Raw genomic sequence first — 23,530 nt, 5'->3', positions numbered from 1 at the left:
TTAAATTGTCACGCGTTGACGGCGGAATGGATGTAATGGTTCAGGTTTGCTATCGGATGCAGGTACAACAGGCACAAGTGCAAATGCTTTCGAGCCACCAATTTTAGGTTTTTCATAGTTTATTGTGCCGTCGACAATGGCCAGCCGGCTTTCAATTCCAAGTAGTCCCAAACCTGTCAGGTTGTTGTCTTTTAAAGCTTCCGGATCAAATCCGATTCCGTTGTCAGTTACCTGAAGTTCAATGATCGTACTATTTATATGCAAGTTAATTTCAATCCTTGAACATTGCGAATGCTTGATTGAATTATTAACAAGTTCCTGCATAATTCTGTAAATAGTCAATTCTATTTTCTGGCTTTGACGTGGAGCTTCTTCGGTATTAGAAATAAACGAAATCTTTAAATCTTTGCTGTTTTCAAGTTTATTGATAAATTCTTCGATAGCCGCAGCCAGTCCGAAACGTTCCAGTGTTGTAGGAACTAGATCCCGGGTAATTCGCCTGACATGTAAAATTGTTTCCTCAACCAGCGCCTGGGATTTTCGCATGATCTGGTCCTCTTTTATGCCAGACTCAGTTACCAGTTTGCTGAGCTGATTCAGGCTTAGCTTGGTAAGAGAAAGCATTGTACCGATATCATCATGAAGTTCCTGCGCAATTCTCCTGCGTTCAGTTTCTTCCGAATTTAGAGCAGTGTCCAGTAATAGGCGCTGATAATCTTTTTCTATTTCATGCAGGTTTTTTTCCTGTTGCAATTGCCGCTTTTGGTAAAACATTACGAAAAGGATTACAAAAAATGCCATCATCAACATTGCAAGTGTAGCGATTAGTATTGCCCAGGTTAATCCGTCACTGTTTTGCATAATAACGTGTTGAAAATATCCAAACTCCGATGCTGAAAAATAACAGGCAAAGTGTTTCAAAAATGTAAGGAACTAAATCCAGAAATCCAATATAAAGCGGATTCTCCCATTTCTCGGTATAGTGTAAAATTGGTGCTATAAAAATGAAGCTTGAATAGTACAATAATAAACCGGAGCAAACCCAAAAAAATGGAAATGTTAGTAAATTGGGGATTTTGAGCATACGAATTATTTCATAGAAATATGCAAGTACCCAAAATAACATCAATAAACATTCCACTGTTGTGGCATAGGCAACCATGCTATGGTTATGCAGATCTTTAATATCGGAATTGGAATAAAATACATCCCAGATTGTAAAAATCAAAAATCCAATGATCGAATAAATAATCCCTTTTTTGTATGCGACAGACTCAATTTTGTAATAAATCATGCCACTAAGCAAAGCATATCGAAGTGGAATGCTAAGGTTGTAATACACTAAATTATTTGTTCTCTGCGTAGCATAATGAAACATGATTAGATCAATTATCAACTTCGTTATCAGATAAATCTGAAGAAGATAAAATGAAGGATCAACGTTTGCTTTTCTGTAAAAAATCAGAAATAAAGGGATTATTGTTATAAAAACTGCAAGGCATACAATTAAATGGTTGTGAATGAAAGTAAGATAGGATTCAATCAGCACCATATTTGAGAGCGGTTAATTACAATGAGATGGGCAAGTTGGTCCACCGGCCATTGCATCGTCGTTTGCCGGCATATCTTTAAGGCCAGCTCCTTTCGAAATATCTTTTCCGTTAGCATCAACGGGCACAATGATAAGTCTTGAAGTATGTTTTCCTTTTCCAATTACAACTTCTTCGCCGTCATGATCTTCGTGTTGTGCACCATAATACACACGAAAACCAACACAATCTTTGCCTAATGGGTCTATGAGTTTCTTAAAAGTGTTTAAACCGAAAAATTCAGCCTGGATAAAATTTTCACCACGGGCCTTAATATTTTTTTCTAATGCATGATGAGGACTTCTCAATTCCTTTACTTCCAATGAAGAAATCAGTCTGCCTTCGTTGCCACTGAACTTTGCCATGATTATATTTTTAAGAAGAGAGTTAAAATTAGTTACTATAAAATTACTTCTAAGTATTACGAATGCCAAGCTGCTTGGATTTGTTGGATATTTTTGTTTTTGTAACTTGTTGTTTTTGAGTAAATTACTGATAAGTCGAAAAGTAAAACACGTAATTTTACCTACCAGATCAGGGATAATTACGATTTGGACAAATGCCATTTACCTGTTATTAAAATCACGTGTATTCACGCTAAAATGCAACTCATACTGTATTTACCTTTGTAATACAGTATCAACTTACCCCGGCACATTATAGAAAAGTTAAAAGGTTAGGAACAGGTACAAAGCCGTTGCAGATCTCTGTGGCGGCTTTTGTTTTAATGTTTATTTGTTACGTTCGAAGTCTTTTCTGTTTTTGACAATAGCGCAGCAAATCAATGATTTTCAGCTTATGCGCCTTTCTTGTGAAAATATCGACCCAACCCACAACAGTAATTGTCAGATAATACAATCCGTCCTGGTTCCTGATAAAATATTGGTCTGAGGCCATTTTATTGGATTTTGATTCAATATTCTGACGGTTAGCAGTTAATTATGTTACGGCCAGAACCCGGAGGATTACAAATCCATCTTGTGGGCTCTCACATAATTGTACTATCAGAACAATCTTCATTATTGCAACAATAATTGTTGTACTATTTCCGGTTTTAAATTTGTTTTAAGAATAAGTTTTGCTGCTGGTTGTTTTTCGTATTGATTTGTTAATCAATACTTTATAGTTTTAACAGTGAAACAATACTTATTGTTTTTGATATTTTGATTAAGGAGTGACAGTTGTTTAATGTAAATAAACCTGGATTTCTATGAAAAATAATTTTTACCTTCTACGCCAAGTAAGTTGCCTGATTCTGATCCTGGCGGCTCTATCCGAAGCCCATTCGCAGAACACAACCCGGAAAAGTGACATTGCTTTTTATTCAGACTTCTACGTCATGCAGGTCAGGCCGATGAAATTTAAAATTTCATACAGCTGGCCGGAGACAGACCGAGTTCTTGTCCGGATTTCAGATGGAAACAACAATCTGATATTCACTGAGACGGCCCTGGTTTATAAAAAATACCAAAAGCTGTTTGACTTATCTTCTTTTATGGATGGGCAATATACATTCGAGTTATTTGATGGTGAAAAGCGATTCAGGCAGTCGTTTGATATCAGCACCAAGACAACCCGGGTGGCTGTGGCTCCCAACACAAAGGCATTGTTTATTGCTGATTTCTAGCTCGTGGTCGATTGAGGCCTTTTTGATAAAGAACGTTTAATTAACTTTATCAAAAAAATAACTCAAAATGAAACCCACGATAATTATAGAATATTGCCCAAAATGTGGCTGGCTTTTACGTGCTGCCTGGATGGCCCAGGAACTGCTGACAACTTTCTCGGATGACTTACATGCGGTGACTTTAATTCCTTCCGACGTCTCGGGGCGGTACACGATTAGGCTTGACGAAAATCTTTTATGGGACAGGAAACGGGAAGGGCATTTTCCGGAACCGAAGGAAATGAAACAACGCGTTCGTGATCAGATTGCTCCGGAACGGAATTTAGGGCATAATGATCGTTAATGGATTTCTTATCGTAGATCAGGTATAAAATTTGGTTTGAGGATCAATTTTACTGCTATCAGATAACTAATATTTGGATATAATTGAATAAGCAATAGTGCGACATAATGGCATTTTTTTAATTTTAGTCTGCAAGAATGTCAGTCGGTATTAATTTATTAATTTATTCAAATATTTACTTATTTAGATTTGTGAGTTAATTTACTGATTTGAAATTGTTTAGCGTCATTAAACCTTCTTGCTGAAATCAACTCTAAGTAAAAAAGGAATTACTGGTACATTATTTTTTGTTTAATGAATATCTGTGAACACAAAACGCAAAACACCATGGAAAGCAAGATAAAAATACCACGGGAGATGTTGATGCATATTGATTTTAGCAATACCATTAACGGAGGGATAAGTGAACCGATCGTACACCTTGAAAAAGGAACGGATGGTTACGAAGTTACAGTGAAGGCGCCCGGTATAGAGTCAGAAGACCTTCAATTGGAAATTGTAAAAGACAAAATGAGATTATATCACCTCTTGCCAATATTTAATCAGGAAAAAGGAGGTGAAGAGCAGTGGAAAACAATTCGTTTTATCAGCACATTAGCAATTCCGGATGGAGTGGATGCTGATAATATTACAGCCAGATATGATAGTGAAAAACGTCAATTGGTATTGTTCCTTCCATTTAATCACCAACAAGATGATTTCCGCAGAAAAGTTGATATCGAACGTTGGTAGACTTGAAAAATACCAGACTTGTCAAACATAGAAACCTCACAATTGTAAATTGTGGGGTTTTTCTTTTTAGAATGGTATTCATCTAATAGTTAATGTTAAGATATAGTAAACCTACATCATTTGATGAAAAATTAAAGTGCGATCTGTGTATATTTGTTTACTCAGAACCTCCCCTTACTCAACACATCATATGAAAAAGTCGAATATTTTTGCCTTTATTGAATTTTCAAAGCTAGCCGAAGGTCTTCGTGTGTCCGCGGACAGAGGAAAACTTAAAGAACAGCTTAAATCCCAGGCCGCCTATTTTAACATTATTGAACCAAAATACTTCTCTGACGATTTAGTAGAAGAATGGGAAAATATTCTTGGTTCTACACGTAAGCTTGGGGCTAAAATAAATGAAGAAGGAAGAGTTGTTTCCAACGCCGTTACCAACACCATTGAACAAATGAGTGATGTTGAATGCAAAGTTTTAGTAGATCGCGTGAATGCTTTGTACGATAAATTGAAAAAAGAATTTGAATGATTTTCACTCCCTTAACATTGAAAATCTAATAACTCCTATACTATAAAGCCTGCCGCAGAATATCGCGGCAGGCTTTTCTTTTTCAACTTTATATCGAAACTAATTGACAGTTCCGCCGTTCCAGACTTCTTTGCCTGGCTGAACAAACGCAAGACTTCCGTCTTTATCTTCGGCCATCAGGATCATGCCGTGACTTTCCATGCCCATCATTTTGCGTGGAGCAAGATTGGCCAGGTAAAGCACTTTTTTTCCAATGATTTCTTCGGCTTTGAAATGTTCGGAAATTCCGCTGAGCACGGTGCGTTGTTCGCTGCCGATGTCAACTTTTAATTTCAGTAGTTTCTTGCTTTTGGGTACATTTTCCGCTTCCAGAATAGTCGCAACCCGAATATCCATTTTGGCAAAATCATCAAACTGAATTTCAGGTTTTACTGCTGCAACCACTTTTCCTTCCAGCTCATTAGCACGTTTTGCGTCATGCAGTTTCTGAATTTGCTTTTCAATAACGTGATCTTCAATTTTTTCAAAAAGCAGACTGGCTTCACTGATTTCCTGACCGGCTTTTAGCAAATCTGATTTTCCGGCATCAGCCCAGTTTTTGCTTTTAACACCCAATTGTGTGCGAATTTTCTCCGCTGTAAAAGGAAGTACAGGTTCTGAAACGATCGATAGTGAAGCAGAAATCTGTAATGCAATATTCATGATTGTATTAACGCGCTCAGGATCTGTTTTGATCGCATGCCATGGCTGTGTATCGGCAAGATATTTATTTCCAAGACGCGCAAGATCCATTATAAATGTGAGCGCTTCGCGGAAACGATAATTTTCAATCGCTTCACCGATTTTTGCAGGGAAAGCTGCAAGTTCAGCTAAAACAATCTGATCAATTTCTGTCAATTCGCCCAACGCCGGTACTTTATTGTCGCAGAATTTCTGTGTAAGTACAACAGCACGATTGATGAAATTACCAAAAATTCCAACCAGTTCACTGTTGTTACGGGTTTGGAAATCCTTCCAGGTAAATTCGCTATCCTTCGTTTCAGGTGCGCTTGCCGTTAACACATAACGCAAAACGTCCTGTTTGTCCGGCAATTCTTCCAGATATTCATGAAGCCACACTGCCCAGTTTCTCGAAGTTGAAATTTTATCACCTTCCAGATTCATAAATTCGTTAGCCGGAACATTATCCGCCAGGATCAGATTTCCTTCAGCAATAACTGTCGCCGGGAAAATGATACAATGGAAAACGATATTGTCCTTTCCAATGAAGTGGACAAGTTTTGTATCCTCAACACCATCCTCATTTTTTTGCCACCATTTTTTCCATCCTTCATCCGTGCCGTTTTTCTGGATCAGCCAGTCTTTGGTAGCAGAAATGTATCCGATAGGTGCCTCAAACCAAACATAAAGTACTTTCCCGTCCGTATCAGGAAGCGGAACAGGAATTCCCCAATCAAGATCGCGGGTCATGGCCCGGGGTTTCAGGCCTTCTTTCAGCCAGGATTGGCATTGTCCCAAAACATTCGTTTTCCATTCCGGGTGACCGTTTACATATTCTTCAACCTGAGGCTGCAATTTATCCAATGGTAAAAACCAGTTGGTCGTTGGACGCATCACCGGTTTTGCTCCTGAAAGCATGGAATGCGGCTCAATAAGTTCTGTCGGGCTAAGCGCAGATCCGCAGCGTTCGCACTGATCTCCGTAGGCATTCGGGTTTGCGCAAACCGGGCAAGTTCCTACAATATAACGATCTGCTAAAAATTGTTGAGCGGTTTCATCATAATATTGTTCGGTGGTTTCTTCTATAAAAACGCCCTTGTCATACAAATCCTTAAAAATTTCCTGGGAAGTTTCGTGATGGATTTTCTTGCTGGTGCGCGAATAAACATCGAAGGAAATGCCAAGCTGTTTAAAGGAATCGTGGATTTGTGTGTAATACTTATCTACAACTTGCTGAGGCGTAAGTCCTTCTTTTTTCGCGCGGATCGTAATAGGTACGCCGTGTTCATCAGTACCACTTATAAATGCGACGTCTTTTCCGTTTGAACGAAGATAACGTACGTAAATATCCGCAGGAACGTAACATCCGGCAAGGTGGCCAATATGAATAGGTCCGTTGGCATAAATCAATGCCGCGGTGACGGTATAGCGTTTAGGGTCAATAATTGCCATTAATTTTTAACTCTTATTTAGTTTATCGTGCAAAGTTAATCAAATCGGTTTGTGGGAGGGTACATTTTAAAACAACAAAAATTGGAAGTTAGTGTCGCTAATAGGGTCTGTTAAAAAGTAGTGAAGAAAGGTGACTTGTAAAATGTTTTTTCTACGAAATTTATATGTATGTTTTGTTGGATAAAATGTAAACTATATTTTACATTAGTTAAAATATAGTTTACATTTATAGCGTTATCCTGATATACTTTTAAAACCTCCGTATTTATGAAAACAAAATATCTGTTGCCAAATTCCTGGCGATCTTATGGATTTATCCTGACTTTTATTTCAATGCCTCTGGCAATCTGGATGCTGGTTGATGGTGCTAATTTTCCGATTACCGAAATTCCAACACGTTTGCATTTCAAATATCCCGACTGGGAAATGTTTCGGAATATTTTCGCGGTTAAGCCGGATGGAACAGTCAGTTTTCGCAACATTCAGGATTTACTGGGCCTCACATTGATCACAGGTTTATTCATTATTGGTTTTTCCAGACTTAAAGTTGAAGACGAACGGATTGCTCAAATCAGACTGGAATCATTACAATGGGGGATATATGCTAATTATTTCATTCTGTTTTTATGTATTATGCTGGTATTCGGGACGTCGTTTTTCCTGATCATGATCTATAACATTTTTACGCCTCTTCTCATTTTTATCACACGTTTTTATTGGCTTTTATTGGTACAGCCAGCCATTGAATTGAAAAAGAAAGGAGTTTGTCATGAAAAACAGAATAAGAATTGAGCGTGCCATTTTAAATATTACCCAGGCAGATTTGGCAGACCGTGTTCAGGTATCAAGACAAACAATTAATGCTATTGAAGCCGGAAAATATTCCCCGACGCTGGCATTAGGAATGAAGATCGCCCAACAATTTGAGAAGACTGTAAATGAAGTATTTGAGTTAGAGGAGGGTGACTGATATTGGAATTAATTGAATGAAAATGATTTTTTTAGTGTCTCCGGAGAAGTCTTATTTTCAAAAAATACCTTCTCCGGGATTTCTTTACTTGCAAATTCTATTCATTTCTATATATTTGTACAATTGCAAGTAATACTTTTACTATTGTAACCTTGGGTCGAATTCTTTCCATATTGCTTTTTGGGCTTTTGCTTTACAACATGATGGGCTATTCGGTAGTCTATTTGTTGGAAGACAAGTATGCCGTAAGTGCAGGAAATGAAGATTTTATTGAAAGGCACGCGTTCTCAAAAGACATTGTCATTAAAGTGCCCGTATCGCTTCCATATCAGACAACCTGGGATAATCCGGAACCAGCCGAAGGTAAAATTCAGCACGAAGGTGAATATTACCAAATGAAATCCAGGCAGCTGATTAATGATACGATGTATGTTCATTGTGAATTTGACCAGAATGCCCGTGATCGTTTTATGAGCCTTGTTTCTCACATCAACGACGAAGTTTCCGGTAATACTTCTGATACCCACAAAAAATCTCCTTCAACAATACTTAAAAGCTTCCTTAAAGAATATATGACTTCCAGCAAGAAGCATGTTTTCTATATAATGGAATGGTATGAAAAGTCGACTTACACTTCAACCTACAAAAACTTAACTCCGCTTAGGGCTCTCCTGAGCATTCCTTCCCCGCCGCCTGATTTAGTTTAGGGTTTCTTTCTTTTTGTACATTTTGAGTTATACCCGGCTTTTGAATGATTTTAAAATCATTCTGTCTGCTGTCGTTTATGCGGTTTTACATCGGCTCATTTTATTTGTGCAAATGGTTTTTGAATTCTTGTAACTATTTTATAATTAGTTGGTTGCCGGCTGTTTAAGTTTCGGTAATTGACGATCAGCTTTAATATCGCTGATTAAATGGCGCATTTTCAAAATGGCACATATACAACTACCGAACGAAGAACTTCCGGGGATCGTAGGACTTTTTAATTTCAAACCGGAAACTGCAAAACCACTTGGAGCTTTGGCAGATGTTTTGCTCAGAGGCCCGTCTCCATTAACGAGTGGCGAACGTGAGCTAATCGCTTCTTATGTTTCAAATCTTAACAATTGCCACTTTTGCCATACTTCACACGGTGCAACGGCAATGGCTCATTTGTCTTGCGATGTTAATTTGCTGGATGATATCAAACAGGATTTCATAACCATTCCGGTTTCAGAAAAACTGCGCGCCTTACTTGATATTGCTGCAAAAGTACAGAAAGGCGGAAAACATGTTTTGGAAGAAGATATCGCTGCTGCCCGCGAAGCCGGTGCCGTGGATCAGGAAATCCATGACACTGTTTTGATTGCGGCTGCTTTTTGCATGTTCAACCGTTATGTGGACGGATTGGGTACCTGGGCATCAAAAGAAAATGAAGCTTACCGTGAAATGGGTGAGCGCATGGCTTTTGTCGGTTATAACCGCTATTGAAATCCGAGTTTTTCTTTTATCCAGGTATCTAATTCATAAAAAATGCCATACATCGATCTGCCGGCACATTTGCCTGGCATTACTGGCTTGCTTGAATACAGCCAGCATACCGCGGGACCAATCCGTGAACTTACCCAGATTTTACTTAGAGGAGATTCTACGCTCACCCAGGGAGAAAGAGAATTGATCGCAACCGTAGTTTCGTATAACAACGAATGTGTCTTTTGCACAACTGCACATACTGCTGCTGCTGATTTACTTTTAGGAGAAACGGAAACCTGTGAAATGGTTAAAAATGATATCGATTCCGCACCTGTAAGTGACAAGATGAAATCGCTGCTGAAAATTGCCAAACTGGTTCAGATCAGTGGAAAAGCCGTTACGCCGGAAGCTATTGCAACTGCCAAAGAAAATGGTGCTTCAGATGAAGAAATCCATGATACTGTTTTGATAGCCGGATTATTTTGTCTGTACAACCGCTACGTTGACGGACTTGCCAGTGTAACGCCTGCCAACCCTGAATTTTATCAATATCTCGGTGAAAGAATTGTAAACCACGGTTACAACAGGCTTCCACAAGGGTATGATCATTTGAAAAAATAATTGATACAACTCTCCTTACAAAAATGATATGAAAAGAAACTTTTACCAATTTATAGTAATACTAAGTCTGTTGTTTTCACAGATCACAAATGCCCAGACCGTCAAAGTTGCGGGGACAATTCTCGATTCTGAAACGAAACAGCCTTTGGCTGGTGCATCCGTAGTCGTGAAAGGAAATCTTTCCGGAACGATTTCCAATGCGACTGGAAATTTTGGAATAAACATTAACACACCGGCTTCCCTGGTCATTTCTCTTGTAGGTTATGAAAAACAGGAAGTGAAAATAAATAACAATTCGTCGATTACAGTTTCTTTGAAAACTGCCTCGGAACAATTGGATCAGGTTGTTATTTCAGCTTCCCGTGTGGAGGAAAATATTCTTCGCTCACCGGTAAGTATTGAAAAAATGGATATCAGAGGCGTTCAGCAAACACCGTCTGCAAATTATTACGATGGTTTGGTCAATATGAAATCGGTTGATATGGTTACCAGCAGTTTGACATACAAACAAATCAATACCCGCGGATTTAACAGTACCGGAAACAGCCGTTTTTTGCAACTTGTTGATGGTGTGGATAACCAGCCTTCCGGTTTGGGATTTGCGATGGGGAATTTATTTGGTCCGCATGATATTGATGTTGAAAGTGTTGAACTGATTCCCGGAGCAGCTTCCGCATTATACGGGCCGGTCGCTTTCAACGGCATGTTATACACACGCACAAAAAATCCGTTTGATTATCAGGGATTAAGCATCCAAACAAAATTCGGAGTCAATCACATCAATGACGGTACCGGACTTGGTGCTAAACCGGTGTACGATATGGCGATCCGATATGCCAAATCCTTTAATAATAGACTGGCTTTTAAACTGAATGCATCTTACCTGACAGGAACGGATTGGTATGCAAACAATTACACCGACATTGATCCAAACACACCGGCAGCGAACAGAGGGCCAAATAACCCGGGAAGAAATGCTGTCAATATTTACGGTGACGAAGTCGCGCAAACTTTACCAAATATCGGTCGTGTGTCGCGTACAGGCTATGAAGAAAAAGATCTGGCAACGTATGGCGTATATAGCCTGAAGTTAAACGGTGCTATTCACTATCGGATTACGGATAAAATTGAAGCGATTTATCAGGGGAATTTCAACCAGGGAACTGCGCAGTATACAGGTAGCAACCGTTTTGTAATAAATGATTTCAAATTTATACAACACCGGCTGGAAGTAAAAGGAAGTAATTTTTATGTTCGTGCGTATTCTAATCAGGAGCTTTCTACAAATTCTTATAACTCTCGTGCACTTGGACAGCTTATTAATCGTCTTTGGGTAAAGGATTTGAACGGAAATACGGTAGCGCCCAATGTTGCTGATGCGACCTGGTTTCAGCGTTATGCAGCTGCGTTTAACGGGACAATTTCAGGAGTTACTTTGAAAGACCCTACTGCCGCGCGCGCTTTTGCAGATCAGGGCAGAATCCTTCCCGGAACTGCGGAGTTCGATGCGGATAAGGAGCAGCTGATCAAAACAAGAGGTTTGGGCGGTGCAGGAATTTTGAGTAAATGCAGCTTGCGTCATGTGGAAGGAATGTACGATTTGAGTTCGCTTTTGCATGTTTTTAGTTTGCAGGTGGGCGGAAATTACAGAAAATATAATCTGGATACAGGCGGTACTTTGCTAGATGATTTAAACAAAAAACTGACAAATGATGAATTTGGAATGTTTGCCCAGGCTTCCAAATCTTTATTTAAAGATATGTTGAAACTGACGGTTTCGGGTCGTTATGACAAAAACCAGAACTTTGACGGACGTTTTACACCGCGCGCTTCTGCTGTTTTTTCTCCTGGCGAAAATCATCATTTCAGAGCGTCCTACCAGACAGGATTTCGTAACCCGACGATCAGCGATCAATATATAAAACTGAATGTTGGCCCGATCATCATTTTAGGCGGCGTGCCTGTAAATTCAGTTGGTTTGAATGCGTATGAAAACTCATTTACTTCTGCTTCGGTAAGTGCATTTGCAAGTGCTTTTGCCGCCCAGGTTCAGCAGGGGACACCGTTTCCACAGGCCGTTGCCAATAATAAAGACAAATTGGTAAAATCAAATGTACCTTATATCAAATCGGAAAAAGTGAAAAGCTATGAAGTTGGATATAAAGGAATTGTTGGTAAAAAACTGCTGATCGATGTCAATTATTATTTTAGTGAGTATACCGATTTTATTATCAACACCGTAGTAATTCGTCCAACAGCAAATGTTTTGCTTCCGGATGGAAAAATTAACCCGGATGCTGCTGCTGAAATTCTTAATGGAAAAACGCAGGCATTTCAGTTGTATACCAATGCGGCAGACAAGGTTTCGATTCAGGGAGTTAGTACAGGTTTGACTTATTCTTTGCCAAAAAATTACAGAGTGAGTGCTAATGCGACCTGGATCGATTTCAACTTACGTGATGCAAATGCCAATAATATTCCTGCTTTTAACACCCCAACCTGGAAAACAAATCTTACGTTAAGCAACGCGCGTTTGACAGAAAAACTTGGATTCAGTGTAGCCTGGCACTGGCAAAACGCCTTCGACTGGTATGGCACATTTACAGAATTGCGTCCGGGAAGAATTTCTGCATACAGCTTATTGGATGCTCAGGTAAGTTACAGGGTTCCGTCCTTAAAAACGACGGTGAAATTAGGCGCCTCCAATCTGACAAATCATTACGTTGTTCAGGCATTTGGCTCTCCGTCTGTTGGTGGATTGTATTACGTGAGCTTAAATTTTGATCAGTTATTCAGATGAAAAAGATGAAAAAAGCCAACTCTGTATTCATTTTAACCAGCTCAGGAAAAGCTCTGATTTTTGCTTTTTGTATGTTCCTGTTTTCCTGTGGACACGAAAAGGAAAATGAAGAAAAAATGATTTCTGTCCTAAATGAGATTAATACTAACAATTTTAATAAGTTAAATCCATTTTGTCCGGAAGCAGAACTGGCTTTTTACGCTTCTGTGAATAACACTAACGTGGACGTTTACAAAAGTTTTGTAATGCAGCACCAGTCTGCCATTGCATATCTTAAATTGGGTGAAGAGCAGAAAGCAGTTGATATCCTTGAAAAGATTTCACCGTTAGCTAATATTCAATTTACGCCGTATGCGGATTTGTTAAAAGGAAGTCTTGGAATAGCCAATATGCGTTTGGGTGAGCGTCAGAATTGTGTGAGAAACCACACCAGCGAATCATGTCTTATTCCTATCGTGAATACGGGAATTCATACGATTAAAACAGGATCAAACCGGGCTATTGAAGTTTACTCTGGCATACTTGAAAAGAATCCTGAGGATTATGAAGCGCGCTGGCTTTTGAATATAGCGTACATGACTTTGGGTGAATATCCGGCAAATGTTCCTTCAAAATGGCTGATTTCCGGATTGGATAAGGATCCGACAGAGGTAAATATACAGCCGTTTAAAGATATTGCGCCGCAGCTTGGACTGAACAAACGTAACAGAGCGGGAGGTGTTGTGATTGACGATTTGAATAATGACGGTTACAATGATATCGTAACGTCCGACTGGGGTTTGGATGGAAGTATGCATTATTTCAAAGGAAATTCGGATGGAACATTCACAGATATTTCTGTGAAATCAGGTCTTGAACGCTTCAAAGGCGGCCTCAACATGATTCAGGCAGATTATAACAATGATGGATTTATTGATATTCTGGTTTTGCGTGGCGCCTGGATGGCAGGTGAATTTGGGAAACAGCCAAATTCCTTATTCAGAAATAACGGAGACAACACTTTTACGGATGTAACGATTCAAAGTGGTTTGTTTTCCTTGCATCCGACTCAGGCCGGTATCTGGAGGGATTTTAATAATGACGGCTGGCTGGATTTATTCATTGGAAATGAAACGGCAAAGGAGGGTGAGCAGCATGGTTGTGAACTATATTTAGGTGATAAAAACGGAAAGTTTACGAATGTTGCTGTGGAGGCGGGTTGTAATGTGAATGCATTTATTAAAGGTGTAGCCGCCGCTGATTATAACAATGACGGCTTTCAGGATATCTTTATTTCTACCATGTCGGGGTATAAAGTACTTTTGAAAAATAAAGGTATTGTCAATGGGAAACTGAGATTTGAAGACGCAAGCGAAATCTCCGGCGTTGGAAATATTGGTGCATCCACTTTCCCTACCTGGTTTTGGGATTATGACAACGACGGCTGGCAGGATATCTTCGTATGTGGTTATCAAATGGATAGAACGCTTGCCTATTCTGTGGCGACGGATGCGTTGAATATCCCGAATAAATCAAGCAAAATGTATTTGTACCGCAATAATCACGACGGTACTTTTAAAGATGTTTCCGAAGAAGCGGGATTGAATCACAGCGTTTTTGCAATGGGTTCAAATTTCGGGGATATTGATAATGACGGATATCTGGATATGTATCTGGGTACGGGAAATCCTGATTATACTTCACTTATTCCGAATAAACTTTACAAAAATATTGATGGCAAAAGGTTTGCCGATGTCACGATTTCAGGAAGAGTCGGGAATCTTCAAAAAGGACATGCTGTGGCTTTTTCTGATATGGATAACGATGGCGATCAGGATATTTTTATTGAAGTTGGCGGAGCTTACAAGGGCGATGCCTACAACAATTCTTTGTATATGAATCCCGGGAAAAACGCCAATAACTGGATAAAACTGGACTTGGAAGGAACAAAAAGTAATCGTTCTGCGATAGGGGCAAGAATCAAAATCAGTTTCAAAGAAAATGGGTTGAACCGGGTTGTTTACCGGGATTTAAATTCTGGTGGCAGTTTCGGAGCATCGCCGTTAAGAAGAGAAATTGGTATCGGAAATGCTGCTTTAATTGATGAAATCGCAATTAGCTGGGTAGGTGAAAAACAGCCTGAAATATTTAAAAATGTAAAACCAAATCAACTTTATAAAATTAAAGAAGGTGAAAAAACAATAGCGGCGATCAAGCTAAAAAAACTCAGTTATATGGGTTTAAATACTTCCATTCCTGTTTGTAATACACCCAAAATCTTATAAGACGAAAATGGAAACACTAAACGAAACTTTTTTAATTGAAACGGTAGCCGCACGGAAATGGCTTGTGTTTTCACTTTGCATGATCACCTACATTCTCAGCGGCACAGTATCGACGTTGATGTCCGTTTACTTACCCGTTGCTATTCCTGATCTAATGCACAGAGAAATTTCGGAAGCAGAAATGGGAGAAATCGGCGCTTTTATCAACGCTACTTTTCTTTATGGATGGATGTTTGGCGGATTGCTTTTCGGACTGGTAAGCGACCGTGTCGGCAGAGTGAAAACCTTGGCTTTTTGTACAGCACTTTATGGTATTGGTACCTGCCTTGTTGTTATAGTACCAAACTGGTATTCGTTAATGGGACTTCGTTTTGTTACGGGAATGGGCGTTGGCGGAGTACTTTTGGTTTCAACCGTTTATATTTCAGAAATCTGGGAAAAGAAAACGCGTCCGGTCATGCTCGGGATTCTGGCTGTTTCTTTTCCGATTGGTATTGTCGCCACGGGAAGTTTGAACATGATCTTTTCAGAATGGAGGCCTGCATTTGGGCTTGGATTACTTCCAATTGCCATTGCCTTATTAATCCTGTTTTTAGCGCCGGAATCACATGCATGGCAAATGATAAAATCTGCTCCATTAAAAACCCCGGAAAGTGTTTTTGATGGAACAAATCGTTCCAATCTGATTAAAGGATCTGTCATTTTTGGTGCCGTGCTAATCGGGCTTTGGGGGATTTTTTCCTGGCTTCCAACGTGGGTACAGTCGCTACTGGCGGTTGGTCAGGATGGACAAAAAGAACGTGGGTTAACCATGGTTCTTTTGGGGATGGGTGGAATTATCGGCGGTGTTTTATCGGGCTTTCTGGTTAAAAATCTTGGAAGCAGAAAAACATTGATGATCACTTTCACAGGTTGTATTGCCGTATGCTGTCTCTTATTTATTACAAATCATACCTTTTCTAAAATCATCTATTTAGAAACAGCGTTACTGGCGTTATTTTTTGGAATCAGCCAGGGCTCTTTATCCAGTTATATTCCTGAATTATTTCCGGTAATTATCCGCGCTACGGCAACGGGATTCTGTTTTAATATCGGACGCTTTTTTACCGCTACTGCTGTATTTTTTATAGGAGCACTGGTTACGGTTTTAGGAGGTTTTGGCAACGCATTACTAGTTTTTTCAATACCATTTCTGATCGCATTAATTACTGCCTGGCTCAGCAGAGACCCGGAAAGCAATATAAAGAATTTATCATAGGTTAATTAATTCAAGCAAACGGGCTTGTCATTTGACGAGTCCGTTTCTCTAAATTACATCAACTTTACGATAACAAAACAGATCAAATGAAAAAAATATTTTACCTCGGAATTATCGGTCTTATTTTATTTGAAATAGCCAAAGTTTATTTCATTATGCCCATGCCGGGAAGTCAGCGCATGAACAGCATTGATATGGCCTATTTCCTGCATACCTGGCGCTGGCCATTCAGGATTTTCTTTATAGTACTAATTATAATTGGAGCGACAAGTGTTTTCAAAGCAAAAAGAAAATGGATTCCTGCTTTGTTGCTTTTGATAACCGCAGGGATCGCTTATGCCACCAATTTTGAAATGGCAGCGGACACGATGTTTTATCAGCCTAAAACCTTGTTGTTAAAAAATGCGTCTGAAAACAAAGTCGACCAAGACAGGTTAATTATTGGCGTAACCGAAAATGGGGAAGCAAAAGCTTATCCGATTCAATTTATTGGTTATCACCATCAGGTTCAGGATAATCTGAACGGAAAGCCAATTATTGTCACATATTGTACCGTTTGCCGCACAGGACGAGTTTTTGAACCGCTTGTTGATAATAAACCTGAACTTTTCCGGTTGGTTGGTATGGATCATTTCAATGCGATGTTTGAAGATGAATCAACGCATAGCTGGTGGAGACAAGCAAATGGTGAAGCGATTACAGGTTCTTCAAAAGGAAAAACATTACCAGAAATTAATAGTACACAAACTTCCTTATCCGAATGGATCGCCTTACATCCGAATACGTTGATCATGCAGCCGGATCCGGCTTTCCAGGCGAAATATGATTCGATGAGCAAATATGAAAGTGGAAAAGGGAAATCGGCACTCACCAAAACGGATTCACTTTCCTGGAAAGATAAATCCTGGGTTGTAGGTATTAAAAGCGGAAAAGCAAGCAAAGCATTTGACTGGAACCGTTTGAGAAGAGAAAGGATAATTAATAGCGTTGTGGGAAATCAGCCAACGACACTCGTGCTTGCATCAGACGATAAAAGCTTTTTCGCCTTTGCAAGGCCATCGGAATCTGAGGGAGTTATTCTTAAAAATGATACGCTTTATCTTGGTACCAAATCTTACAATCTGTTAGGGAAAAATATTAATACCGAAAAAAATCCTGATCTGAAACCGGTTAATGCCTACCAGGAATTCTGGCACAGCTGGCAAACTTTTCATCCTGAAACAGAAAAATACTAATAGAAAGAAACGTGTTTTATTAGCCATGAAACCAACTTTCAATTTTGCCGCCGCTCTCAACCAGGCGGCGCCACTTTCAATTTTCCACTAAAAAATGGCCTACATCAGCATTCCAGAAGAAAATCAGCTTCCCGGTATTCGTGGACTAATGGCTTTCAGGCCGGAAACTGCACGTCCGCTTAATTTATTGGCGGAAGCTTTGTTAAGAGAAACGGATAATGATTTGACCCGCGGTGATCGTGAGTTAATCGCAACCTACGTTTCGTACCTGAACGACTGTTTATTTTGCCAAAGTGTGCATGGTGCAGCTGCGCAATGTTATCTCGAAGATGATGGAACTTTGATCAGTCAGGTAAAAAAGAATTTTGAGAATGCTCCGATTTCTGTAAAAATGAAAACACTACTCGCCATCGCAGCAAGTGTTCAGAAAGGTGGAAAAAATGTAACGCCAGATCAGATTGAAGCAGCCAGAAATGAAGGCGCAACCGATTCTGAAATTCATGATACGGTTTTGATTGCCGCTGCTTTTTGTATGTTCAATCGTTATGTTGATGGTTTGGGGACATGGGCCCCTACCGATCCGAAAAGTTATATTCCTCGTGGAATCAGGATTGCCGAAGAAGGTTATGCGGGGTTTGATGCTTTGAAAAGTATCGGGAAGTGAGAATCCAATATTCAATGAAATGATTTAAGAATAACTAAGCAAATCTTAAAACGCGGATTTTATGTATCTTTCGAAGTTTTGAAAATAATGCAAGAAACTTATTCATGAATAATTTTATCAGCCGTCTGGAAATAAAAAACTTCAAATCAATCAAGGAACTTGAACTTGATTGTAAACGGGTGAATGTTTTTATTGGTAAACCAAATGTGGGGAAGTCGAATATTTTAGAAGGGGTTGGGCTTTTGAATCCACGGGTTTTAAATCCAATTCCTGGGGAGAAAAGTGTTGTTAGATTTGAAGATTTAAGTGAATTGCATTTTGATAATGATCAGAATAACAATTTGTTTATTGGTATAGTAACTAATGAGAAAATAATATACAAAGCTGATTTATTTAAATTAGGAAGAAATACGGATGGAGTTGAGCCTGGGATTTATTTAATATATCAGGAAATTAGTCAGACAGAAAATAAGGTAGAAAGTGAGTTTTCAGAAGGGATAAGTTTACCATACAGCTTGCCCAATGCAACTGATGTTGGAAAGTCACTTCTGCAATTCTTATTGGTAGACAATAATTTTCAGATATTTTCCGATGGATTAAGCAAAACAAAAAATTCTATCAAGCTTATGGAGGATTTGTTTTCCATAATGAAGTACGAATTTAGAAATGATTCTTTGGCCGGAAAGGAGGTATTAGAAGACAATTTACTAATGTCGGATGGTAGGAATATTTTTGATATTGTTACAAATACAGACACCCTCAAACAAAAGATCGTCGAGCTATTTAAAAACGACTATGGCTTGCAATTCGTTTTTTCAAAAATAGACAAAAAGTTTTTTGTTCAAAAATTGGTTGACGGTTATATCTATCAATATCCTTATTCATCAGTAGCAGACACTTTCCAACGCTTCATATTTTACCTTGCGGCCATAGAATCGAATACCAATTCGGTATTAATTTTTGAAGAGCCGGAAGTTCATTCTTTTCCGCCTTATGTTAAAGAGCTTGCGGAGCGAATTGTATCGAAAAAAGATAATCAATACTTCATCAGCACACATAGTCCTTACATGCTTCAGACGCTGGTGGAGGAACTGGGCGATTCTGAATTGAATGTGATACTTACTTATTACAAAGATTTTCAAACTCATGTCAAAGTGTTGACGGCTGACGAGCTTCGTGAAGTTCAGGATTACAGTATCGACATTTTCTTTAATTTGAATAAATTCGAACCGAATGCCTGACCTTCGATTTCTTCAGGAATGTCATGCAGATACAACTTTGGTTTTGTTTCTTACTAAAAATGATTCTCGTGTTATTCATGCGCCAGGTTATACAGATGTAGGCGTCATCATGCGTAAGGCAAATAGAACAACCAAACTTATTGGATTTGTAGACGAGGATAAAAGAATTCCTCCTTATTTTGATGATTTTGAAATAATTGATTCAGGGGATAAGGTGATTTTAAATAAGAAATTGGGAAAAGATCAATATCTGATTGTTATTCAAAAAGCGATTGAATCCTTTCTTGTTTGGAATGCCGATCAGGTTGGAATTGATTTGACGGATTTCGGGTTTCCTAAAGATGTCAAGTCGTTAGGAAACAGGCTGAAAAGTTTACAGATTGAAAAAGATGAAAATTTTCAGACTTTACTTGTCGCTTTGGACAACCAAAATGCCCCGGGTTTTGTTAAAATAAGAAGCATATTAAACGAGCTTGTCGGGTAAAATAAAATTACTTTAATGAAAATCCTTATTACCGGTGCCACAGGTTTAGTTGGAAGTGCTGTTGCACGGCTATTTCTTAAAGAAAATCATACGGTTTTTGCGCTTTTTCGTCCAGGTTCTGACAGAAGTCTTCTGGCAGACTTGGATAATAAAATCGAATGGGTTGAAGGTGATGTGCTGGATATCGGTTCGCTGGAAAAAGCAATTGAAGATATTGACTTTGTAATTCACACAGCCGCAGTGGTTTCTTTTGTACCCCGCGACCGCAAAATGATGTACAAAGTCAACATGGAAGGTACTGCCAATGTTGTAAATGTCTGCCTCCAGAATGATGTAAAAAAGTTTTGTCACGTAAGCAGCATCGCAGCTTTAGGGCGTCCTGATTCGCGCAAAATTACTCCTGGTGAAGATCTTATCATTGATGAGGAACAGCGCTGGGAAGATTCTCCTGAAAATTCGGAATATGCAAAATCGAAACATTTAGCCGAGCTGGAAGTCTGGCGCGGTATTGCCGAAGGATTAAATGCCGTAATTGTAAATCCTACATTAATATTGGGTGAAGGCGACTGGTCAAAAAGCAGCACACAAATATTCCGTTATGTGCATAATGAAAAACCTTTTTATACAGAAGGGATAGCAAATTATGTTGATGTGCTGGATGTTGCCCAGGTCGTTTATAAACTCATTTTTTCAGAAATTTCCGGAGAACGGTTTTTGTTGAATGCGGGAAGTATTTCTTATAAATCCCTGTTTTTCAATATTGCTGATTCTATGGGAAAGAAAAGACCATCCTTTAAGGTTGGTTCTGGCTTGGCCGCTGTCATATGGCGTGTGGAAGCAGTACGTACCTGGCTGATGGGAACCAAGCCGTTGATCACTAAAGAAACAGCACAATCGAGTGCTCGTCGCTTTCGTTACAACAGTGATAAAATTCAAAAAGCAATCGGGTTTGAGTTTCAACCTATTGAGAAAACGATTGCACGTGTATGCGAAAGTTTAACCGGCAGGATTTGAATAAACCGGATTTATTTTTAACTTTCTTTTATTATTGTGTGGTGTAAAATACCCTCAACTCTAACCTACTAATCCGTATGATGGAGAAAAACTTCGGGGAAAGAAAAGATTACATGAAAGAAACATTGCTCCGGTTTGAGCGAATGCTTAAAACCAATGAGTCGGAGTTTTTTGATTTGGATGCATATGAGAAGGTGACGGAGTATTTTCTGGAAAAAGGAGAGTGGGATAAGGCTTTTCAGGCTTGTGAGCTTGGGTTAACCGATTTTCCTTATTCACTTGATCTTCTGCTCAATAAAGTACAAATTCATGCCAACCGTGGAGAACACGATTTGGCGATGGAAATATTGGAGCGGGCCTCTCTGTTTCACCCGGGAGATGTTGAAATTTCTTTCATGCAGGTCGGGATTTCCAATATGATGGGCGAATATGAGGAAGCAATTTCTGTTTTGGAAAGCCTGTTAAACCGTTTGGAAGACAAAGACGAAGTCTACTTCCAGATCGGACAGACTTACCAGAACTGGGGAAAATATGATGAAGCAATTCAGCATTACAAGCTTTCTCTTCGTAATAATCTTAATAATGAAAGCGCCTTGTATGAACTGGCGCATTGTCTTGATCTGATCGGAGAGCTGGAAAGTCATCTGGCTTATTACCATGAGCTGGTCGATAATAATCCATTTTCGCATAATGCCTGGTATAATCTGGGTATCGCGTTCAGCAAACTTGAACGTTACGAAGACGCCGTAAATGCGTATGAATATGCCACACTGGTAAAGGATGATTTCGCATCGGCTTTTTTCCAGTTGGGGAATTCTTACATGAGCCTGGAACAATATGAACAGGCGAAGGTGCAATATCTCAGGGCCATTGAACTGGAAGGCAAACAGACTGAAACCTGCTGCTGCCTGGGGACGTGTTATGAAAAATTAGGCGAATACGAAACGGCGATCAAATATTACCGGGAAGCGGTGAAAATGGATAGTCAGTGGGACGATGGCTGGTACGGGTTGGGAATTTGTTTTAGTGAATTAGGCCGCTGGTATGAAGCGGTCGGTTTTCTTAGAAAAGCAATCCAGATCACAGAATTAAATCCTGATTACTGGCTTGCATTGGCAGAAACGGAATTCCGGGTTGGCAACGTGGTCTCGGCTTTTGAAGCTTTTGAAAAAGCGGCAGAAATTGAACCTTCGAATCCTGATATCTGGCTGAAATGGTCATTTGTGCTTTTTGAACAGGGAAATTATGCCAGAGCATGTGATCTGTTAACCGCAGCAATTGAAGAAATGCCGGAAGAGGCGGATCTTTACTATCGTATGGCCGTTTACCAAATTCATTCCGGTGATTATCGTGAAGCTTTGATTAATCTGGAAGTTGCTTTAACGCTGGATTATGATGCACATTTGCAGTTATTCGACTTTTTTCCTGATTTGGAAAAACAAAAAGCGTTGTTCAGAATTATTGAACAATACCGGGAAAAGTAGTTTTTTGGGATTGAAAAATATAAACAGTTTCTTGAATCTGCTATGGCAGTACTTCAAGAAACTGTTTTGTTTTGATATCAACCGCACATTTGAAATGACCTTCCGGACAAGCTTTATGGCCATGAAGTCCACAAGGGCGACAGGTCAGTTTTTCCAGAACTTCAATAATGTGTGAATCGTCTGATAATGGGCCAAAACCAAATTCTGGGACTGTGGAACAATAAACTGCCGTAACCGGGGCATTCACTGCAGAACTGATATGCATAGGCGCGGAATCATTGACAAAATTCATAACGGAGCTTTTCATAAGCGCCGCGGATTGCAAAAGCGAAAGTTTTCCGCAGAGGTTTTGGACTTTGTTTTTGGTAATAACCTGACTAAAAATATTTTCAGCCAGTGCATTATCTCCCGGTCCGCCTAACAGATAAATCTGATATTGATCATCAATTTCATTAATTAACCGAATCCATCCTTCTTCTGTATATTGTTTTGTAAACCAGACAGAAGCCGGCGCGATACAGATGTATGGTTTGGATTGATAAGGTTTTACAAAATCAAAATCAGCATTGGACGGATAAAGTTTAGGTTTGGAAATTGCTCCGGATACTTCATCTTTAATCAATGCATTATTTCGCGTAACTTCGTGTACACCGGGTTCAATTTTATGAGGAAATTTGTCGGTAAATAGAAATGAAAATGGGTTTTTATCGAAACCTGTCCGTTTTGCAGCTTTTGAAAGACCAGTTAACAATCCGGTGCTGCCAAATCTTTGGAGGTTAATAACCCAGTGGTATTCCGTTTTTCTGATCTGTTTTAATAACTGGAAAAGGCTTTTAAATTTTCCTTCTTTCTTTTTCCAGATTAAAACATTGGACAAATACGGATGGTTTTCAAACAAACCTTCATTTCCTTTTCTTACCAAAAAGTCAATACGGGCATCAGGAAAGCCCTGATGTAAATTTTCCAATAACGAAGTTGCCAGAATTACGTCGCCTATAAAAGCAGTTTGAATAACAAGAATTCGCTTTGGAATCATTTTATTGCAGTTAGAAAA

General features: G+C 39.2%; 24 protein-coding genes. 18 read left to right on the top strand and 6 right to left on the bottom strand.

The annotated features are described in order from the left end of the window. The 4 genes from FDK13_RS13330 to FDK13_RS35390 form a co-directional block, all read right to left on the bottom strand. Positions 1–861: a sensor histidine kinase gene (locus FDK13_RS13330; protein WP_137340479.1), complete on the bottom strand. Its 861-nt coding sequence runs from the start codon at positions 859–861 to the stop codon at positions 1–3. Further along, positions 848–1,378 (bottom strand): hypothetical protein, encoded by a 531-nt coding sequence (locus tag FDK13_RS13325; RefSeq protein WP_229216033.1) that lies wholly within the window; start codon positions 1,376–1,378, stop codon positions 848–850. Before FDK13_RS13325 ends, FDK13_RS13330 begins: the two co-directional genes overlap by 14 nt. A 186-nt stretch (positions 1,379–1,564) precedes the next feature. Next, positions 1,565–1,954: a hypothetical protein gene (locus tag FDK13_RS13320; protein WP_229216032.1), complete on the bottom strand. Its 390-nt coding sequence runs from the start codon at positions 1,952–1,954 to the stop codon at positions 1,565–1,567. 373 nt (positions 1,955–2,327) lie between these two features. After that, on the bottom strand, positions 2,328–2,486 hold the full coding sequence (locus FDK13_RS35390) for a hypothetical protein (RefSeq protein ID WP_170982791.1): 159 nt from the start codon (positions 2,484–2,486) through the stop codon (positions 2,328–2,330). Positions 2,487–2,799: 313 nt separating this feature from the next. Here FDK13_RS35390 and FDK13_RS13315 point away from each other — a divergent pair, with 313 nt between their 5' ends. The 4 genes from FDK13_RS13315 to FDK13_RS13300 all read left to right on the top strand — a co-directional run bounded on the left by FDK13_RS13315 (position 2,800) and on the right by FDK13_RS13300 (position 4,817). After that, on the top strand, positions 2,800–3,216 hold the full coding sequence (locus FDK13_RS13315; RefSeq protein ID WP_137340478.1) for a hypothetical protein: 417 nt from the start codon (positions 2,800–2,802) through the stop codon (positions 3,214–3,216). Positions 3,217–3,283: 67 nt separating this feature from the next. After that, positions 3,284–3,559 carry an Rdx family protein gene (locus FDK13_RS13310; protein WP_137340477.1) on the top strand — a complete coding sequence of 92 codons (276 nt, stop codon included), beginning with the start codon at positions 3,284–3,286 and terminating at the stop codon, positions 3,557–3,559. 327 nt (positions 3,560–3,886) lie between these two features. After that, positions 3,887–4,291, top strand: coding sequence for an Hsp20/alpha crystallin family protein (locus FDK13_RS13305; RefSeq protein WP_137340476.1), 405 nt, complete (start codon positions 3,887–3,889; stop codon positions 4,289–4,291). Between the two features lie 190 nt (positions 4,292–4,481). Beyond that, positions 4,482–4,817, top strand: coding sequence for a hypothetical protein (locus FDK13_RS13300; RefSeq protein ID WP_137340475.1), 336 nt, complete (start codon positions 4,482–4,484; stop codon positions 4,815–4,817). A 99-nt stretch (positions 4,818–4,916) separates the two neighbouring features. On the opposite strand, the gene metG is transcribed toward FDK13_RS13300, so the two are convergent. After that, complete coding sequence (gene metG, locus FDK13_RS13295; protein ID WP_137340474.1) at positions 4,917–6,989, bottom strand: methionine--tRNA ligase; 2,073 nt, start codon at positions 6,987–6,989, stop codon at positions 4,917–4,919. Between the two features lie 267 nt (positions 6,990–7,256). Here metG and FDK13_RS13290 point away from each other — a divergent pair, with 267 nt between their 5' ends. From FDK13_RS13290 to FDK13_RS13225, 14 genes are all read left to right on the top strand, one after another. Continuing rightward, complete coding sequence (locus FDK13_RS13290; protein ID WP_137340473.1) at positions 7,257–7,781, top strand: hypothetical protein; 525 nt, start codon at positions 7,257–7,259, stop codon at positions 7,779–7,781. Beyond that, a complete protein-coding gene (locus FDK13_RS13285; RefSeq protein WP_137340472.1) occupies positions 7,759–7,959 on the top strand; it encodes a helix-turn-helix transcriptional regulator in 201 nt (66 codons plus the stop codon). Before FDK13_RS13290 ends, FDK13_RS13285 begins: the two co-directional genes overlap by 23 nt. Positions 7,960–8,111: 152 nt before the next feature. Next, the gene (locus FDK13_RS13280; protein WP_137340471.1) at positions 8,112–8,666 is read left to right on the top strand and encodes a hypothetical protein; all 555 of its coding nucleotides are present in this window, start codon (positions 8,112–8,114) and stop codon (positions 8,664–8,666) included. Between the two features lie 223 nt (positions 8,667–8,889). Further along, on the top strand, positions 8,890–9,429 hold the full coding sequence (locus tag FDK13_RS13275) for a carboxymuconolactone decarboxylase family protein (protein WP_137340470.1): 540 nt from the start codon (positions 8,890–8,892) through the stop codon (positions 9,427–9,429). A gap of 42 nt (positions 9,430–9,471) precedes the next feature. After that, entirely contained in the window at positions 9,472–10,032 is a 561-nt protein-coding gene (locus FDK13_RS13270) for a carboxymuconolactone decarboxylase family protein (protein ID WP_137340469.1), read from the top strand. 28 nt (positions 10,033–10,060) lie between these two features. Next, complete coding sequence (locus FDK13_RS13265) at positions 10,061–12,832, top strand: TonB-dependent receptor (RefSeq protein WP_137340468.1); 2,772 nt, start codon at positions 10,061–10,063, stop codon at positions 12,830–12,832. A 5-nt stretch (positions 12,833–12,837) separates the two neighbouring features. Beyond that, positions 12,838–15,096: a CRTAC1 family protein gene (locus FDK13_RS13260; protein ID WP_170982790.1), complete on the top strand. Its 2,259-nt coding sequence runs from the start codon at positions 12,838–12,840 to the stop codon at positions 15,094–15,096. A 7-nt stretch (positions 15,097–15,103) separates the two neighbouring features. Continuing rightward, positions 15,104–16,354: an MFS transporter gene (locus FDK13_RS13255; protein WP_137340466.1), complete on the top strand. Its 1,251-nt coding sequence runs from the start codon at positions 15,104–15,106 to the stop codon at positions 16,352–16,354. Between the two features lie 86 nt (positions 16,355–16,440). Continuing rightward, positions 16,441–17,589: a DUF3179 domain-containing (seleno)protein gene (locus tag FDK13_RS13250; protein WP_137340465.1), complete on the top strand. Its 1,149-nt coding sequence runs from the start codon at positions 16,441–16,443 to the stop codon at positions 17,587–17,589. 94 nt (positions 17,590–17,683) lie between these two features. Continuing rightward, entirely contained in the window at positions 17,684–18,253 is a 570-nt protein-coding gene (locus tag FDK13_RS13245; protein WP_137340464.1) for a carboxymuconolactone decarboxylase family protein, read from the top strand. A gap of 104 nt (positions 18,254–18,357) precedes the next feature. Further along, a complete protein-coding gene (locus FDK13_RS13240) occupies positions 18,358–19,494 on the top strand; it encodes an AAA family ATPase (RefSeq protein ID WP_137340463.1) in 1,137 nt (378 codons plus the stop codon). Then, entirely contained in the window at positions 19,487–19,978 is a 492-nt protein-coding gene (locus FDK13_RS13235) for a hypothetical protein (RefSeq protein WP_137340462.1), read from the top strand. The genes FDK13_RS13240 and FDK13_RS13235 overlap by 8 nt, the downstream gene beginning before the upstream one ends. A gap of 15 nt (positions 19,979–19,993) precedes the next feature. Next, positions 19,994–20,992: an NAD-dependent epimerase/dehydratase family protein gene (locus tag FDK13_RS13230; protein WP_137340461.1), complete on the top strand. Its 999-nt coding sequence runs from the start codon at positions 19,994–19,996 to the stop codon at positions 20,990–20,992. 77 nt (positions 20,993–21,069) lie between these two features. Then, positions 21,070–22,476 carry a tetratricopeptide repeat protein gene (locus FDK13_RS13225; protein WP_137340460.1) on the top strand — a complete coding sequence of 469 codons (1,407 nt, stop codon included), beginning with the start codon at positions 21,070–21,072 and terminating at the stop codon, positions 22,474–22,476. 40 nt (positions 22,477–22,516) lie between these two features. Here FDK13_RS13225 and FDK13_RS13220 read toward each other — a convergent pair whose 3' ends face one another. After that, positions 22,517–23,512 (bottom strand): glycosyltransferase family 9 protein, encoded by a 996-nt coding sequence (locus FDK13_RS13220; RefSeq protein WP_137340459.1) that lies wholly within the window; start codon positions 23,510–23,512, stop codon positions 22,517–22,519. Between the last annotated feature and the right edge of the window lie 18 nt (positions 23,513–23,530).

The organism is Dyadobacter frigoris (genome assembly GCF_005280585.1).
Lineage (GTDB): Bacteria > Bacteroidota > Bacteroidia > Cytophagales > Spirosomataceae > Dyadobacter > Dyadobacter frigoris.
The sequence above is the reverse complement of the archived record's forward strand: the minus strand, read 5'-3'. Positions and strand labels throughout refer to the sequence as shown.

Coding starts and splice junctions, on each gene's coding strand:
- FDK13_RS13325 (WP_229216033.1), bottom strand. CDS start 1,378: ATGTTTCATTATGCTACGCAGAGAACAAATAATTTAGTGTATTACAAC.
- FDK13_RS13290 (WP_137340473.1), top strand. CDS start 7,257: ATGAAAACAAAATATCTGTTGCCAAATTCCTGGCGATCTTATGGATTT.
- FDK13_RS13275 (WP_137340470.1), top strand. CDS start 8,890: ATGGCACATATACAACTACCGAACGAAGAACTTCCGGGGATCGTAGGA.
- FDK13_RS13270 (WP_137340469.1), top strand. CDS start 9,472: ATGCCATACATCGATCTGCCGGCACATTTGCCTGGCATTACTGGCTTG.
- FDK13_RS13260 (WP_170982790.1), top strand. CDS start 12,838: ATGAAAAAAGCCAACTCTGTATTCATTTTAACCAGCTCAGGAAAAGCT.
- FDK13_RS13230 (WP_137340461.1), top strand. CDS start 19,994: ATGAAAATCCTTATTACCGGTGCCACAGGTTTAGTTGGAAGTGCTGTT.
- FDK13_RS13285 (WP_137340472.1), top strand. CDS start 7,759: ATGAAAAACAGAATAAGAATTGAGCGTGCCATTTTAAATATTACCCAG.
- FDK13_RS13240 (WP_137340463.1), top strand. CDS start 18,358: ATGAATAATTTTATCAGCCGTCTGGAAATAAAAAACTTCAAATCAATC.
- FDK13_RS13220 (WP_137340459.1), bottom strand. CDS start 23,512: ATGATTCCAAAGCGAATTCTTGTTATTCAAACTGCTTTTATAGGCGAC.
- FDK13_RS13255 (WP_137340466.1), top strand. CDS start 15,104: ATGGAAACACTAAACGAAACTTTTTTAATTGAAACGGTAGCCGCACGG.
- FDK13_RS13245 (WP_137340464.1), top strand. CDS start 17,684: ATGGCCTACATCAGCATTCCAGAAGAAAATCAGCTTCCCGGTATTCGT.
- FDK13_RS13330 (WP_137340479.1), bottom strand. CDS start 861: ATGCAAAACAGTGACGGATTAACCTGGGCAATACTAATCGCTACACTT.
- FDK13_RS13300 (WP_137340475.1), top strand. CDS start 4,482: ATGAAAAAGTCGAATATTTTTGCCTTTATTGAATTTTCAAAGCTAGCC.
- FDK13_RS13310 (WP_137340477.1), top strand. CDS start 3,284: ATGAAACCCACGATAATTATAGAATATTGCCCAAAATGTGGCTGGCTT.
- FDK13_RS13265 (WP_137340468.1), top strand. CDS start 10,061: ATGAAAAGAAACTTTTACCAATTTATAGTAATACTAAGTCTGTTGTTT.
- FDK13_RS13225 (WP_137340460.1), top strand. CDS start 21,070: ATGATGGAGAAAAACTTCGGGGAAAGAAAAGATTACATGAAAGAAACA.
- metG (WP_137340474.1), bottom strand. CDS start 6,989: ATGGCAATTATTGACCCTAAACGCTATACCGTCACCGCGGCATTGATT.
- FDK13_RS35390 (WP_170982791.1), bottom strand. CDS start 2,486: ATGGCCTCAGACCAATATTTTATCAGGAACCAGGACGGATTGTATTAT.
- FDK13_RS13320 (WP_229216032.1), bottom strand. CDS start 1,954: ATGGCAAAGTTCAGTGGCAACGAAGGCAGACTGATTTCTTCATTGGAA.
- FDK13_RS13250 (WP_137340465.1), top strand. CDS start 16,441: ATGAAAAAAATATTTTACCTCGGAATTATCGGTCTTATTTTATTTGAA.
- FDK13_RS13315 (WP_137340478.1), top strand. CDS start 2,800: ATGAAAAATAATTTTTACCTTCTACGCCAAGTAAGTTGCCTGATTCTG.
- FDK13_RS13235 (WP_137340462.1), top strand. CDS start 19,487: ATGCCTGACCTTCGATTTCTTCAGGAATGTCATGCAGATACAACTTTG.
- FDK13_RS13305 (WP_137340476.1), top strand. CDS start 3,887: ATGGAAAGCAAGATAAAAATACCACGGGAGATGTTGATGCATATTGAT.